Origin of the sequence: Mycobacterium sp. M23085 (genome assembly GCF_045343915.1) — a bacterium.
GTDB lineage: Bacteria > Actinomycetota > Actinomycetes > Mycobacteriales > Mycobacteriaceae > Mycobacterium.
In genome coordinates this window covers 5272411-5286660 of record NZ_CP174280.1, presented here as the reverse complement: position 1 = coordinate 5286660, position 14250 = coordinate 5272411, and the positions used below count along the sequence as shown (strand labels likewise).

14 protein-coding genes are annotated in these 14250 nt (G+C 66.2%); 7 read left to right on the top strand and 7 right to left on the bottom strand.

Going from position 1 to position 14250, the window contains the following annotated elements:
• The first annotated feature begins 73 nt into the window (after window positions 1–73).
• The 5 genes from ACIUM1_RS24615 (at window position 74) to ACIUM1_RS24595 (ending at window position 5543) form a co-directional block, all read left to right on the top strand.
• The gene (locus tag ACIUM1_RS24615) at window positions 74–466 is read left to right on the top strand and encodes a hypothetical protein (protein WP_406815086.1); all 393 of its coding nucleotides are present in this window, start codon (window positions 74–76) and stop codon (window positions 464–466) included.
• A 106-nt stretch (window positions 467–572) separates the two neighbouring features.
• On the top strand, window positions 573–1469 hold the full coding sequence (locus ACIUM1_RS24610) for a DMT family transporter (RefSeq protein WP_406815085.1): 897 nt from the start codon (window positions 573–575) through the stop codon (window positions 1467–1469).
• 106 nt (window positions 1470–1575) lie between these two features.
• Window positions 1576–2325: a sensor domain-containing protein gene (locus tag ACIUM1_RS24605; RefSeq protein WP_406815084.1), complete on the top strand. Its 750-nt coding sequence runs from the start codon at window positions 1576–1578 to the stop codon at window positions 2323–2325.
• A gap of 198 nt (window positions 2326–2523) precedes the next feature.
• A complete protein-coding gene (locus ACIUM1_RS24600; protein ID WP_406815083.1) occupies window positions 2524–3861 on the top strand; it encodes a magnesium transporter MgtE N-terminal domain-containing protein in 1338 nt (445 codons plus the stop codon).
• Complete coding sequence (locus tag ACIUM1_RS24595) at window positions 3858–5543, top strand: NRAMP family divalent metal transporter (RefSeq protein ID WP_406815082.1); 1686 nt, start codon at window positions 3858–3860, stop codon at window positions 5541–5543. Before ACIUM1_RS24600 ends, ACIUM1_RS24595 begins: the two co-directional genes overlap by 4 nt.
• Here the strand turns inward: ACIUM1_RS24595 and ACIUM1_RS24590 are convergent.
• From ACIUM1_RS24590 to htpG, 3 genes are all read right to left on the bottom strand, one after another.
• Complete coding sequence (locus ACIUM1_RS24590; protein ID WP_406815081.1) at window positions 5533–6555, bottom strand: TIGR03617 family F420-dependent LLM class oxidoreductase; 1023 nt, start codon at window positions 6553–6555, stop codon at window positions 5533–5535. The two genes, ACIUM1_RS24595 and ACIUM1_RS24590, sit on opposite strands and share 11 nt — an antisense overlap.
• Before the next feature lie 87 nt (window positions 6556–6642).
• Complete coding sequence (locus ACIUM1_RS24585; protein ID WP_406815080.1) at window positions 6643–6858, bottom strand: hypothetical protein; 216 nt, start codon at window positions 6856–6858, stop codon at window positions 6643–6645.
• A gap of 68 nt (window positions 6859–6926) precedes the next feature.
• Window positions 6927–8873: a molecular chaperone HtpG gene (gene htpG / locus ACIUM1_RS24580; RefSeq protein WP_406815079.1), complete on the bottom strand. Its 1947-nt coding sequence runs from the start codon at window positions 8871–8873 to the stop codon at window positions 6927–6929.
• A 104-nt stretch (window positions 8874–8977) separates the two neighbouring features.
• Here htpG and ACIUM1_RS24575 point away from each other — a divergent pair, with 104 nt between their 5' ends.
• On the top strand, window positions 8978–9598 hold the full coding sequence (locus tag ACIUM1_RS24575) for a TIGR03085 family metal-binding protein (RefSeq protein WP_406815078.1): 621 nt from the start codon (window positions 8978–8980) through the stop codon (window positions 9596–9598).
• A gap of 169 nt (window positions 9599–9767) precedes the next feature.
• Here the strand turns inward: ACIUM1_RS24575 and ACIUM1_RS24570 are convergent, their stop codons facing one another.
• On the bottom strand, window positions 9768–10610 hold the full coding sequence (locus ACIUM1_RS24570; protein WP_406815077.1) for a thioesterase family protein: 843 nt from the start codon (window positions 10608–10610) through the stop codon (window positions 9768–9770).
• Between the two features lie 116 nt (window positions 10611–10726).
• On the bottom strand, window positions 10727–11440 hold the full coding sequence (locus ACIUM1_RS24565) for a VIT family protein (RefSeq protein WP_406815076.1): 714 nt from the start codon (window positions 11438–11440) through the stop codon (window positions 10727–10729).
• A gap of 297 nt (window positions 11441–11737) precedes the next feature.
• Between ACIUM1_RS24565 and ACIUM1_RS24560 the strand changes: the two genes are divergently transcribed.
• Window positions 11738–12511 carry a chitin-binding protein gene (locus ACIUM1_RS24560; RefSeq protein WP_406815075.1) on the top strand — a complete coding sequence of 258 codons (774 nt, stop codon included), beginning with the start codon at window positions 11738–11740 and terminating at the stop codon, window positions 12509–12511.
• Between the two features lie 97 nt (window positions 12512–12608).
• On the opposite strand, the gene ACIUM1_RS24555 is transcribed toward ACIUM1_RS24560, so the two are convergent.
• A complete protein-coding gene (locus tag ACIUM1_RS24555; protein ID WP_406815074.1) occupies window positions 12609–13244 on the bottom strand; it encodes a class I SAM-dependent methyltransferase in 636 nt (211 codons plus the stop codon).
• Window positions 13241–14173, bottom strand: coding sequence for a class I SAM-dependent methyltransferase (locus ACIUM1_RS24550; protein ID WP_406815073.1), 933 nt, complete (start codon window positions 14171–14173; stop codon window positions 13241–13243). Before ACIUM1_RS24550 ends, ACIUM1_RS24555 begins: the two co-directional genes overlap by 4 nt.
• Between the last annotated feature and the right edge of the window lie 77 nt (window positions 14174–14250).

Genomic DNA, 14250 nt, shown 5'->3' with positions numbered 1-14250 from the left:
ATGAGCGCGGCGTCATTCGCTACACCGACGCCGACCCGGGATAGGCGATGGCCGCAGTGGGCACAATAGCCTCATGACCACCAGACCCCTCGCTGTCCGTGATTCCACCCAGCAACTGGCCTACCGGGTGGCGGCGATGCTGCTCGGCATCGGCACCCTGCACTTCGTTGCGCCGAAACCGTTCGACGCCATCATCCCGGTCGAGCTGCCGGGGAGCCCGCGGTTTTACACCTACGCCTCCGGCGCGGCCGAGTTGGCGACCGGGGCGTTGCTGGTGCCGCGGCGTACCCGGCGGTTCGCCGCCCTGGCCGCCGCTGCCCTGTTCATCGGTGTCTTTCCGGGCAACGTCAACATGGTCCGGCTGTGGTGGGGCAAGCCGTGGCCGATGCGGATCGTGGCCCTGGCGCGGCTGCCGCTGCAGATTCCCATGGTCACCACGGCGCTGAAGATCCGGCGCAACAGCTGACGTTCGCCGGGGCGACGTTTGGATCCGCTGCAGCCGGGTAGCGATCAGCCATGCAAACCGGTTGCGGCACAAGCGGAATTCCCGGCCAGGCGCAGAGGAGGTCTTCGTGAGCAAGACGGCCATCGCCGCGGTGCTTGCGATGGCGGCCGCCCTGATGGTGGGCGCCGGGGACGTCGCTCAGCAGCGGTCCGCTCAACAGGTCACCGATAAGCCGGTCGGCACCTTCACCTTGTTCCGCCGGCTGCTGCGCGACCGGCAGTGGTGGACGGGCAGCCTGGTGGCCGGCGCCGGGTTCGGTTTCCAGGCCGCGGCACTGGGGCTGGGTTCGGTGGTGCTGGTGCAGGCGCTGCTGGTGACGTCGTTGCTGTTCGCATTGATCATCAGCGCACGGGTGAACCACCGCAGAATCACACGCGGGCAAGGGGTTTGGGCGATCTTGCTTGCAGCCGCGGTGGCGGTGGTGGTGACGGTCGGCGACCCACAGCAGGGTACCCCGCGAGGGTCCCTGCAGACGTGGACCATCGTGGCGCTGGTCATGGGTCCCGCGCTGATTCTGTGCGTGATCGGCGCGCGGATGTTCCCGGGCACGGTCGGCGCCTTGCTGCTGGGCCTGATGTCCGGCTCGTTGTGGGGGCTTTTCTCGGTGTTGACCAAGGGCGTGGTCGACCAACTCGACCGCGGCATCCCGGCGTTGTTGCGCGCACCCGAGCTGTACGTGTGGGTGGTGGTGGCGATTGCGGCCACCGCCTGGGAGCAGTCGGCGTTTCGGGCCGGTCCGCTCACTGCGTCGCTGCCGGCGGTCACCGTCGCCGAGCCCATCGTAGGCTCGCTGCTCGGGATCACCGTGCTGGGTGAGACGTTGCGAACCAACGACATCGGCTGGGTGGCTTTGGGCCTGTCGGTGGGTCTGATGGTGGCGGCGACGGTGGCCCTGGCCCACAGCCAGGCCAGCCATGCCCCGTCATCCGACCAAACGCCTTCTCCTGCAACGGAGAAAGGTTGAGGTCAACTTGGGCGGGAGCCGACCCGGTGCGCGGTGTCGTTATGCGGAGCCGCATATTTCGCGAATTCGCGTGCGGCGCCACGCTGCTGTCGTATGCTCCATGCGCATGAGGAGCCAGCTGACCGCGGCAGTGGTCGTTGCCGCCGCCGCAATTCTGCTCGCCGGGTGCAGCGGTGACAAGGCGGGCGGCAGCGCCTCGCCGTCGGCCACCACCGCGACGGCTTCGCCGAGGACTCCCCTGGCGCAGGCCGCGCTGCCGGATCTGATGCTCTCACCGAACGACATCGACACCGTGCTGGGCGTCACCGGAACGTCGAGCGATCCACCGGTCACCAAGTTGTTGGAAGACCCGTTCAAACGCCAGGACTACACGTTCCCGGCCGAATGCCGGTACGCGCTGCACGCGGCGTTGGCCTCCGTTTACGCCGACAGCGGGAGCACCGCGGTCTACGGCTACCACGACCAGGCGCCGGCGCCCGCGGCCGAGGATCAACTATTGAGCCCCGACGTGTACCAATTCGTGGTGTTGTTCCCGTCCCCCGAGCAGGCGAGCGCGTTCTTCACCACGTCGGGCCAGCGCTGGCCTGCCTGTGCCAACCGTCAGGACACCGTGCCCGCCGCCGACGGTAAGCCGGAACTTCAGTGGAAGGTGGGCCAGGTCTCCAACGCCAACGGAGTACTGAGCGTTCCGGTGACCGTGACCATTGTCGGCAACGGCGCGAGCGTGACCATGCCCTGCCAGCGGGCACTGACCGTCCGCAGCAACGTCGTCGTCGACATCGACGCGTGCCGCAAGGACGTCGGGGAGCTCGGCGTGAGCATTGCCAACCAGATCGCCCGCAAAGTCGACATGTAAGTAGTTGTCCGCTGGGGCATGACCACCCCAATAGCCTTCTGCCGTTTACCTATTGGCGGTAGTCATGCACCGGAACCGGAGCGTATGCTCTGGCGGCCGAGGCGGTCCAACTATCGATTTGAAGCCGTACATGGCGCCGCGACACTTAAGTCGGGTACTTTGTCCGCGGGTTCGGTCTTAACGCCTTGAGGAGGGATCATGGCCTTATCGGAAAAGGCGTCCAAACAACGCGCCCGGCACCAGGTCATCCATCTCTCGCAGTTGTTGCGCGCCCCGGTGTTGGCCCGCGCCGGCGAAACGGTGGGCCGCGTCGAGGACGTGATCGTGCGGCTGCGCGGTGCCGACGAGTATCCGCTGGTGACCGGCATCGTGGCCGGGGTCGGCGGGCGGCGGGTTTTCATCGGCGACAAATCCATTGACCAATACTCCGCGGACCGAGTTCTGTTGACCAAGAACAAAGTTGACCTTCGCGGGTTCGAACGCCGTGAGGGTGAGGTGCTGTTGCGCACCGATGTGCTGGGCCACCGATTGATTGACGTGGCCACCGTCGAACTGGTGCGGGCCTACGACGTCGAGCTGGAACAGACCGGCGACGGTTGGATAGTCACCCGTCTGGACACCCGCCGTCCACCACGGTTGTTCGGGCTGATCAAGCATTCGGGCGGGCACGCCTCTCGCGATTGGAAGGCATTCGAGCCGCTGATCGGCCACGCGCGTTCCGACGCGGTGCGCCGTCTGTCGGATCGCTTCGGCGAGCTCAAGGCCGCCGAGATCGCCGATCTTCTCGAGGAAGCGGACAAGGCCGAAGGCGGCGAGATTCTCGACCGGGTGCACAGCGACCCCGAATTGGAAGCCGACGTCTTCGAAGAACTGGACCCCGAAAAGGCCAGTCGACTGCTCAACGACATGCCGGACGACGAGGTCGCCGCGCTGCTGGGCCGGATGCGCGCCGACGATGCCGCCGACGCCATCGTCGATCTACGCCAGTCACGGCGCCGCCGCGTGCTCGAGCTGATGCCCGCCCCGCAACGCACCAAGGTCATAACCCTGATGGGGTTCAACCCCGAAAGCGCCGGCGGGCTAATGAATGTCGACACCGTGACATCTTCGCCCACCGCCACCGCGGCCGAGGCGTTGGCGTTGATCGCCGCCTCGCGCAGCATTCAACCGGAAGCGCTCATCAAGGTGCACGTGCTCGATGAGGAGAAACGTCTGGACGGCGTCGTTTCGGTGATCACCCTGTTGCAGGTCGATCCTACCGAAACCCTTGCAGCCCTGATGGATTCCGATCCTGTGCGGGTCAACGCCGACGCCGATCTGACCGACATCGCGCTGCTGATGGCCGATTTCAATCTCTACTCCATCCCTGTCGTCGACGAGCAGGACCGTCTACTCGGCATCGTCACCGTCGACGACGTTCTGGAAGCGACCATTCCCGAAGACTGGCGTCGCCGCGAGCCCGCGCCGCGGCCCATCCGCGAAATCACCGCTCTCGACGACCGTGACACGCCGCCCGCCGGGGGTACTTCGCAGTGAGTCCGGGCGGGGAGAACACCACGCAGGACGACGCGCAGGGCGTCGAGGTTCAACGCCCCGAGTCGGCGCAGACGCGGCGCACCGCCGTGCTGGACAGCGCGCATCTGGGTGACATCGAGGGAGCGTTCGGTCGCATCAGCGTGGGGGAGACCGACCATGCCCGAACGTGGCGGACACGGCTGCTGACGCTGCTGGCGATCGTCGGGCCCGGGATCATCGTGATGGTCGGCGACAACGACGCCGGCGGGGTGGCCACCTACGCCCAAGCCGGGCAGAACTACGGCTACTCGCTGTTGTGGGTGTTGCTGCTGCTGATTCCGGTCCTCATCGTCAACCAGGAAATGGTGGTTCGACTCGGCGCGGTCACCGGGGTCGGACATGCCCGGCTGATCAACGAACGCTTCGGCCGTGGCTGGGGCTGGTTTTCGGTCGGCGACCTGTTCTTGCTCAACTTCTTGACGATCGTCACCGAGTTCATCGGCATCAGCCTGGCCGCCGAATACATCGGCGTCTCCAAATACGTCGTGGTACCGATCTCGGCGGTGGCGTTGGTGGCGATCATGGCCAGCGGCAGCTTCCGGCGATGGGAGCGGGCCATGTTCGTTTTCATCGCCATCACGCTGCTGCAGATCCCGATGCTGCTGATGTCGCATCCGCAGTGGGGGCGCGCGGCGAAGTCGTTTGTCGTGCCGAGCATTTCGGGAGGAATCAGTTCGGACGCGGTGCTGCTGATCATCGCCATCGTCGGCACCACCGTGGCGCCGTGGCAGCTGTTTTTCCAGCAGTCCAACGTCGTCGACAAGCGCATCACGCCCCGGTTCATGGGCTACGAACGCGCGGACACCGTGCTGGGCGCCTTCGTGGTGGTGGTCGGCGCCGCCGCGCTGATGATGACCGGTGAGTGGGCGGCGCGCTCCACCAACACCATTGGCGGCTTCACCGACGCCGGCGCTATCGCTCATCTACTCGGTCAACACCGCGGGTCATTGGGCTGGATCTTTGCCATCGTGCTGATGGACGCCTCGATCATCGGGGCCGCCGCGGTGACCCTGGCCACCAGTTACGCGTTCGGCGACGTGTTCGGATTGAAGCACTCGCTGCACCGCGGTTTCTCCGATGCTAAACAGTTCTACCTGTCCTACACCGCGATGGTGGCGCTGGCCGCGGCCATCGTGCTGATTCCGGGTGCCCCGCTCGGGTTGATCACCACCGCCGTTCAGGCCCTTGCCGGTCTGCTGTTGCCCAGCGCCAGCGTGTTTCTGCTACTGCTGTGCAACGACCGAGAGGTCTTGGGGCCCTGGGTCAATCGCGCCTGGCTCAATTGGGTCGCCGGGCTGATCGTCGGCGTCCTGCTGCTACTGTCCGGGATCTTGATGGCCACCACGCTGTTCCCGGGTCTCGATGTCGTCGTGGTCGCGGGTTACCTGACGCTGGCCCTGGTCATCCTCGCGGCGGTCGCGGCGCCGGCGCTGCGTTGGCTGGCTCGCCGGCAGCCCTCGCGACCCCAGCCACAGCTGCGGGCGCGCGGCGTTGACCGCACCACCTGGCGCATGCCGCCGCTGGCACTGCTCGAGCCCGTCACCTGGTCACCCGGAACCCGGCTCGCGATGATCGCGCTGCGCGCCTATCTAGTCGTCGGCGCGTTGCTTCTGGTGGTCAAAGCCATCCAGCTCAGTCGCTGAGCGCTTGTATGCGGCGGGCTACTTCGCCGTACCGTTCCAAGCGGTCCTGATCGACAACGGAGTTGTACATCACCAACCGCGTCGCGGTCCCGGCGTATTTGTCGGTCAGCGCGTCGGCCAGCCCATCCCAGGTCGACTCGGTGGCGAACACCGCGATGTGGTCGTCGCTGACCTGGGCGGCCATGCCGGCGAAGTCCCCGGCCTTCTGCTTCTCCCGGATCCGGGCGGTTGTGCCCTCGAACCCCGCCTCGTCCCAGATGAACGCGTAGTTGGGCGTGCTGCCGTAGAAGGCCATGCTGGCGCGCACGACTTCGCGCTGCTTGTCACGCTCTTCGTCGGTGTCGCCGACGATCGTCATGACCGGCACGATGACCGCGATGTCCGACGGTGAGCGACGCGCTTTCGCCGCCCCTTCGGCGACCGTCGGCAGGACGTGACGGGTCAGGTAGCCCGGCTCGCCGATGGGGTGGACGTGAACCCCGTCGGCCACCTCGCCCGCCATCCGCAACATCCACGGATTGACCGCTGCGATATCGACTTTCGGGTCGGGAGCGTCGATGGGACCCGGGCTCCACTGCGGGGTGATGAAGTCGAGATCGTAGAAGTCGCCGTGGTGGTCGAGCGTCCCGGAACGAAACGCCGCGAAGCACGCCTTCACGGCGAGCAGGTAGTCGCGCAGCCGGGGCCCGGGCCGCTCGAACGCCGTGCCGTAACGCCGCACCACGTGGGTGCGCACCTGGGTACCCAGGCCCAGCCGGAACTTCCCGTTGGTGGCTTCCTGAAGTTCCCAGGCCGCGGCCGCGGTCACGAAGGGACTACGCGGAAAGGCCACCGCGACGCCCGTCGACAATTCGAGATCCGGCGCGGCCTGAGACGCCACCGCGGCGTTCAGGTATGCGGTGCGCCCCGTCTCGGTGAACAACAAACCGGAGAACCCGGCGGATTTGGTCCGCCGGGCAAGCTCACCGATGTGCCCCAGCGGCTGGGGAATCGTCATCGCGTCGACATGCATGGTGGGAGCGTACGTCGGCCGCCAGATCGAAATCGCGGCGGCGCGCAGCGTTCTCGATGCCCGCGACGACAGCTCCTGGTGCGGCTCTCAGCGCTTCGTCGGTGGGCGGCTCACCGGCGCGGTGAAGCCTTCGGTGTCATCGAAGAATGCCCACTGCCCGTCGTCGTTGACCTCCATGCGCCAGCCCAGCTCGGTATTGCCGCCCACCGAGTTGACGAACCAGACGTACGCCGCCTCCGCGTCGGCAAAATTCTTCGTCGCGACGACCCGGCCCCGTGGGTCGATAACGCGAAACGCAGGCATGGGATGTAATTATCCCTGCCAGCGAGTTTTCAATCCGGAAAATCGCCCATTTACCGGTTAACGCGGGGTTACAGCGTGCGAGCCAGCCGGTCGGCGAGTATCTCGGCAAACCTTGCGGGGTCGTCGAGTGCGCCGCCTTCGGCAAGAAGTGCTGTGCCGTAGAGCAATTCCGCGGTCTCCGCGACGGAGGGGTCGTCGCTACGGTCGTGGTGCGCTTGGCGCAGCCCGGTGACGAGCGGGTGATTGGGGTTGAGTTCCAGGATTCGCTTCCCCACCGGAATGTCCTGACCGGAAGCGCGATAGATGCGAGCGAGCGCCGGTGTGATCCCGAAGGCATCGGTGATCAGGCACGCGGGCGAATCCGTCAGCCGGGTGGACAGCCGGACCTCCTTGACGTGATCGGTCAAGGTCTCCTTCAGCCAGGCGAGCAGGTCGGCGAATTCCTTCTGCTGCTCCTCACGCTCGGCCTGGCTCTCGTCACCGTCGGCGCTGAGGTCCACTTCGCCCTTGGCGATGGACTGCAGTGGCTTGCCGTCGAACTCCGTCACGGTACCCACCCAGACCTCGTCGACCGGGTCGGTGAGCAGCAGCACCTCATAGCCCTTGGCTTTGAACGCCTCGAGGTGCGGCGACTTCAGGATCTGCTGACGCGACTCCCCCGTGGCGTAGAAGATCTGCGTCTGGCCCTCCTTCATGCGCTCCACGTACTGGGCCAGAGTGGTGGCTTCCTCGTCGCTGTGCGTCGAAGCGAATGAGGAGATCTGCAGCAGCGTCTCCTGGTTGTCGAAGTCGGACAGCAGGCCCTCCTTGACCACCCTGCCGAACTGGGTCCAGAAGGTGCGATAGTCCTCCGGGCGCTCGGACTGCAGCTCCTTGATGGTGGAGAGGACCTTCTTGGTCAACCGCCGCCGGATGGCCTTGATCTGCCGATCCTGTTGCAGGATTTCGCGCGACACGTTGAGCGACATGTCCTGCGCGTCAACGACACCCTTGACGAAGCGCAGATATTCGGGCATCAGCTCGTCGCAGTCGCTCATGATGAACACCCGCTTGACGTACAGCTGGATCCCGGTCTGGGCGTCCCGGTTGAACAGGTCGAACGGTGCGTGCGACGGGATGAACAGCAGTGCCTGGTATTCGAAGGTGCCCTCGGCCCGCATCGCGATGACCTCGAGCGGGTCGTCCCAGGCGTGCGCGATGTGCTTGTAGAACTCCTTGTATTCCTCCTCGGACACCTCTTCCTTGGGCCGGGCCCACAGAGCCTTCATCGAGTTGAGGGTCTCGGTCTCGATGACGACCTCTTCGCGGGTCTCCTCCGAGCCTTCCGCGCCCTCTTCTTTGGGAACCTGGATCCGACGCTCGACCTCCATCCGGATGGGCCAGGCGATGAAGTCGGAGTACTTCTTGACCAGGCTCCTGATCTTGAACTCCGCGGTGTAGTCGTGCAGCTCGTCCTCGGCGTCCTCGGGCTTGAGGTGCAGGATGACCGATGTTCCCTGGGGGGCGCCGTCGACCGATTCGATGGTGTAGGTGCCCTCGCCGCTCGATTCCCATCTGGTGGCGTCGCTCTCGCCGGCCTTGCGGGTGAGCAGTTCCACCTTGTCGGCGACCATGAAGCTGGAATAGAAGCCGATACCGAACTGGCCGATGAGTTCTTCCGAGGCCGCGGCGTTCTTGGCCTCGCGCAGTTGCTTGCGCAGCTCGGCGGTGCCGGACTTGGCCAGCGTGCCGATCAGATCCACCACTTCGGCACGGGTCATCCCGATACCGTTGTCGCGAATGGTCAGGGTGCGGGCATCCTTGTCCACGTCGATCTCGATATGCAGGTCGGAGGTGTCGACGTCCAGGTCCTTGTTCCGGAACGCTTCCAGCCGCAGCTTGTCCAAAGCGTCGGAAGCGTTGGAGATCAGCTCCCGCAGGAACGAGTCCTTGTTGGAGTAGACGGAGTGGACCATCAGATCCAGCAGTTGCCTGGCCTCTGCTTGAAACTCCAGCTGCTCGACGTGCGTGCTCATGAGATTCCCTTCGACAACATGACGTTTCAAATTTACCGAGCCGCCGGCCACTGGTGTTCGGTGGACCCGCCCTCTCCGGGCGTGACCGGCTCTAGGCTGAACGCATGTCTGTTGCTCAACGCGAACGTGCCGCCCTCGTGGAAACCATGCGCGCCGTCGGGCCGGACGCGCCCACTCTGTGCGAGGGCTGGCGGGCGCGGGACCTGGCCGCCCATCTGGTGATCCGTGAGTACCGTCTCGACGCCGCGCCCGGCATCATGATTCCCTTCTTCGCCTCCTACACCGAGAAGGTGCAGAACCAGGTGACCGAGCAGAACGATTGGGACGAGCTGGTGGGCAAGCTGGCCGCCGGCCCACCGGTGTACTCGCCGTTCAAATTGCTCGACCCGGTGGCCAATGTGGCGGAGATGTTCATCCACCACGAGGATGTGCGTCGCGCGCAGCCGGGCTGGCAGCCGCGCTCGCTGGAGCCCGCGCTGGACAAGATGCTGCGGCGCACCCTGCCGTTGATGGCCCGGCTCACCCTCGCCAAGGTGCCGGGCCGGGTGGCGTTGCGCACTTCGGAGGGCAAGACGGTGCTCACCGCCGGTCAAGGCCCGGCGGTGACGGTGACCGGGGCGCCCGAGGAGCTGCTGCTGTTCTCCGTCGGGCGACAGGCCCAGGTCGAGTTCGACGGCGATGCCGCGGCGGTGCAGGCCGTCCGCGATGCGCCCAAAGGGCTGTAGGCCCCGTCGCCGACGTCCAGGTGTTCGGGGTGTGTATACCTGCTGAGTCCTCGTGATTGACGGTGCTGCGTAAGGGATTCCAACGACACCCCGATGACAGCGACGGCGGGAGGGGTGGCCCACGCATTCGCGACTTCCCGGGCAGAGATGTTCTAAGGCCTTTCCGCCCTCAGCCGGCCGACGCGTCGGTGGAGGGCGGACGGAATCCCGCGTGCGCGACCGCGACCGACACGCCGGTGCCGATCGGTCCCTTCTCATCCATCAGGACGGCCGAGCCGCTGGCCACGCCGTCGTGACTGTGATGCGTCAGCGAGGCGAGCCCGATATGGTCGCCCTTGGGCAGTCGGCTCAGCGTGAGCGTGTAGTCGACATTGATGAACTGCAGGGAGTTGGTGCCCCAGTTGGCGATCGAGGCCGTGATGTCACCGGCCATCGCCACGCGGGTGAAGGCGGTGAGCGGTTCGTCGTCGATCAAGGGCCGCGTCTCGTGAATCCACGTGTATTTGGGGCCATCTGTCTGGGGCCAGTCCGGATCGGGATTCTGTACATCGGCGCCCCATCCGTACGTTCGCATGAACAACGTCGAGTAGGCCGCGTCCCCTGGGATCGGTGGCATCTGCACAGGTGGCGAAAAGACGTGCCCGTCGGGCTGTGCGCCGCGCCGCAGAAAGAGTGCGCTCGCCTGTGCGACCGGGGCGCCCTGCTGGATGATCACGGCCTCAATAAGCCGTAGTCGACGCCGATCCTGTCGCACCTGCGTGTGCACCTCGAGCGGCGCCAGGGCCGTTGGCCGGGGCAGATCGACGGTCAACCGCGCCGGTTGCAGTTGCTCATCCTGAGCCGCGTCCTCGACGGCCCACGCCAAGAGTCCGCCGACGACATGGCCGCTCAGCGATGGGCCCCATCCCCCGCGCGCGATTTGGGTTGGGGCGAAGTAGTTTTCGTCGCGCACGAAGTAAGGCACCGATTCCGTCCATTGAGCTTCATTCGGCACGATGTGGGGCTCGGCCACCGCATGACCCTCCGCTGATCGGATCGCGGACTCTGCTGAGGACCGCAACTGTGGATGTTACAGTTGCCTTTCCAGTCGCCGCATAGCACCGCCGCGACACCGGGATGGCCCGGCCGTCAGCCGATTGCGCCGCCCACCAGATGACCGATCACGTAGGTGATCGCCAACGCAAGACTGCCGCCAATCGCGTTGCGCAGCACCGCACGACCCTTCGGCGCTCCGCCCAATCCGGCCGAGACCGCACCGGTGATCACCAGCGCTATGAGGACCGCGGCGACCGTGACCGGGACTCGCCATGTGGTGGGCGGGGCCAGGATTGCGATCAACGGCAACAAAGCACCGATACCGAACGAGAGCGCCGACGACGAGGCCGCGTGCCAGGGGTTGGTCAGCTCATCTGGATTGATGCCCAGTTCGACCTCGGCGTGAGCCAGCAGCGGGTTGTGGTCGGTGAGTTCCTCGGCCACCGTTCGAGCGGTCGCCGGCGTCAGGCCTTTGGCCTCGTACAGCGTTGCAAGCTCATCCAATTCGGCGACCGGATCGTCGCGCAATTCGCGACGCTCCTGGCTCAACAGCGCCTTCTCCGTGTCGCGCTGGGTGCTGACGGAGACGTACTCGCCCAGCGCCATCGACACGGCTCCCGCGACCAGTCCGGCGCTGCCGGCGGTCAAAATCGGGGCGCGTTCGGCGGTGGCCGCAGCGACCCCCACGACGATGCCCGCGGTGGAGACGATTCCGTCATTGGCGCCCAGGACGCCCGCGCGCAGCCAATTCAACCTCGACGACACCGAACCGACATGGGGTTCGTGCGGATGTGGCGCACTCGACACGGCCGCAACCATATAGAGGAAAACCCTGGCCGACTAGCCAACATAGCCTGCCCAAACCGCCCAGGCGCAGGCCGGGAAACGCCTCGCACACGGCCAAACCGCTGGTGACGCGGGGCCCGACAGCCGCGACTCCGGGTGAGGTTATGGGGCAAACCACATTGAGCGGAGCGGCCGGCCAAAAGTTCTGCATGGGTAAGTCACAGCTAGCCCATAGGAAGACTATCTAGCGTCAGGGGTGTAACGGGGGGTTGTTCCAAGGAACTTCCTTGCAAAAATCCCTAGTGGATAGGAAGCATCATGAAGTTGAAGCAACTTGTCGGAGGGGTGACCATTGCCGGCGCGCTGAGCGCTGCGGCCCTGGGAATGGGCGCCGGGTTTGCCAACGCTGCTCCCGGAGGGCCGCAGCCTCCGGGTGGTCACGGCGGACAGGCGCCTAGTAACATCCACCCTCCTACTGGTCCTAATGACCCGGGCGGTCCGGGCGGCCCCGGTGGCCCGGGTGGGCCCGGCGGTCCCGGTGGCCACCCCGGCGGTCCCGGCGGACCACCGCCCGGTGGCCCCGGTGGACCCGGCGATCACCCCGGCGGTCCCGGTGGACCCGGTGGGCCCGGCGATCACCCCGGCGGCCCGGGCGGGCCCGGTGATCACCCCGGCGGCCCGGGCGGGCCCGGCGATCACCCCGGCGGACCCGGCGATCACCCCGGCGGCCCGGGCGGCCCCGGCGATCACCCCGGCGGCCCCGGTGGACCCGGCGATCACCCCGGCGGCCCGGGCGGCCCCGGCGATCACCCCGGCGGCCCCGGTAGATTCGGACCGGATCCTCACCCTGGCGGCCCATGGCATGGAGACGCCCAGCGCGGCTACTTCCATGGCGCCCCGTGGGGCGACGGACCCGCCCCGTGGGGCGCGGGCGAGCCGCCGCGGCCGGCATGGGATCGACCGCTTCCACCGCCCGGTGGGCGCTGGGACTACGGCCCGATCAACTACTGGGGCTACCAGGAAACGCCCATCTGGGATCCCGGTTTCAACCAGTGGGGCTTCTGGCTCTTCGGGGTGTGGATCCCGCTGTGATCGATAGCTGACGAAACGCCCGCTTCGCCGATTGGCGAAGCGGGCGTTTCGCTTGAGGGCGTTGACCGCCGAGTTGTTTTCACACCCGGCGCTGCAGTCAGCTTTTCGTGCCGACAGTCAACAGGTCGGACACGAGCGCCGTCCACACCGGCCGCGGGATCCGGTGTTGATCGGTGATCACGAACCCGGCGTCTTCGAACAGCTTCCGCATCTCGGGCGCGGACGCATTGTGTTGCGGCTTCCACCGAGAGTCCGCGGAGGACTGCAGCCGGGGTTGCCGAGTACTCAGCGCCGAGACCGCCACCAGGCCGCCGGGAGCCAGCACCCGGTGGAACTCCCGCAGCGCCGCGGGCTGGTCGAAGAAGTGGAAGGCCGACGTCGTCACGACGGCATCGAGGGCGCCGTCGTCAAACGGAAGCTGCTCGGCGGGGCCGCGCATCCACTGCACCCGATCCGATCTGGCACGAGCCTGGCCGAGCATGCCTTCGGACATGTCCACGCCATAAATCTCGTCGGGCTGCAGCTCGCGCTGGATTCGATCACTCAGTATGCCTGTGCCGCAGGCGATATCAGCGATCTTACGTGCGCCGTGGTTGCGCAGCTGGGCTATCACCTCGTTGTGCGGCGGCCGGTACACCCACCGTTGCAAGAAGGGCAGGTCGTAAGCCGGCGCGAGGAAGCTCCACATCCTCGTCACGGCCTCGTTGAGCCCTCGTCGCTGCGGTGCCGTCATTTGCTCAGCACCGAGCTGTAGTAGATGGTGTCGGCCAGCGACACGGAGTCGTTGGTCTGCGGAATCGCGTCAAGACCGGAGTTGGCCAACAGCTCGGTCATCCGAACTCCCTCCGACCGCCACCCCAGGTTGTCCAGATAGACGGCGACGTCATTACGCTCGCCCTGGTAGCCGAGCTCGCCGAATTCCAGGTCAAAACCGTGCTCGCGCCATTTTGCGGTGGCCCTGTTCATCATCTCCTGGGCTTTCTCCGTGTCTACCGCTGACATGTCCGGAATAGCTTCGCACGCCAGCCGGCTGCCGTCAGCGCTGAGTGCGGTGATGTTGTCCAGCAGCCGGTCCTGCGCCTCCGGCGGCAGATACCCGAAGAGTCCCTCCGCGATCCATGCGGTGGGCTGGTGCTTGTCAAACCCGGCCTCCACCAAAGCTTTTGGCCAGTCGTTGCGCAGGTCGACGGCGACCGTGCGCAACTCGGCCTGTGGGGCGGCGCCCAGCTTGGCCAGCGTGGCGGCTTTGAATTCGATCACCTGCGGCTGGTCGATCTCGAACACCGTCATATCGGCCGGCCACGCCAACCGATAGGCGCGCGCGTCGAGCCCCGACGCAAGAATCACGGCCTGGCGGATCCCGGCCTGCGTCGCAGCGTGGAAAAACGAGTCGAAGAATCGCGTCCGGGCAGCCATTGCGACCGGCATGTGCTCCAGCTTCCAGCCAGATTCGTGGTCGTCGACGTCGGCGACAACCAGGTCGCCGGAGACCCAGCGAGTGAAAAAGTCCACCCCGACGGCGCGAACCAGCGGTTCCGCGAAGCGGTCTTCGATCAGCGGCTTGTCGGCATTGGTTGCGATCGCTCGCGCGGCTGCGACCATCGTCGCGGTCGCTCCCACACTGGTCGCCAAATCCCAGGTGTCGTTGTCTGTGCGTGGCATGCGGCTCCCCCTCGGAATCTCAGGTTATTTAGCTGATATAACGACCGGAGGCCGGGCGGAGTTCCCAGTCGCCAACA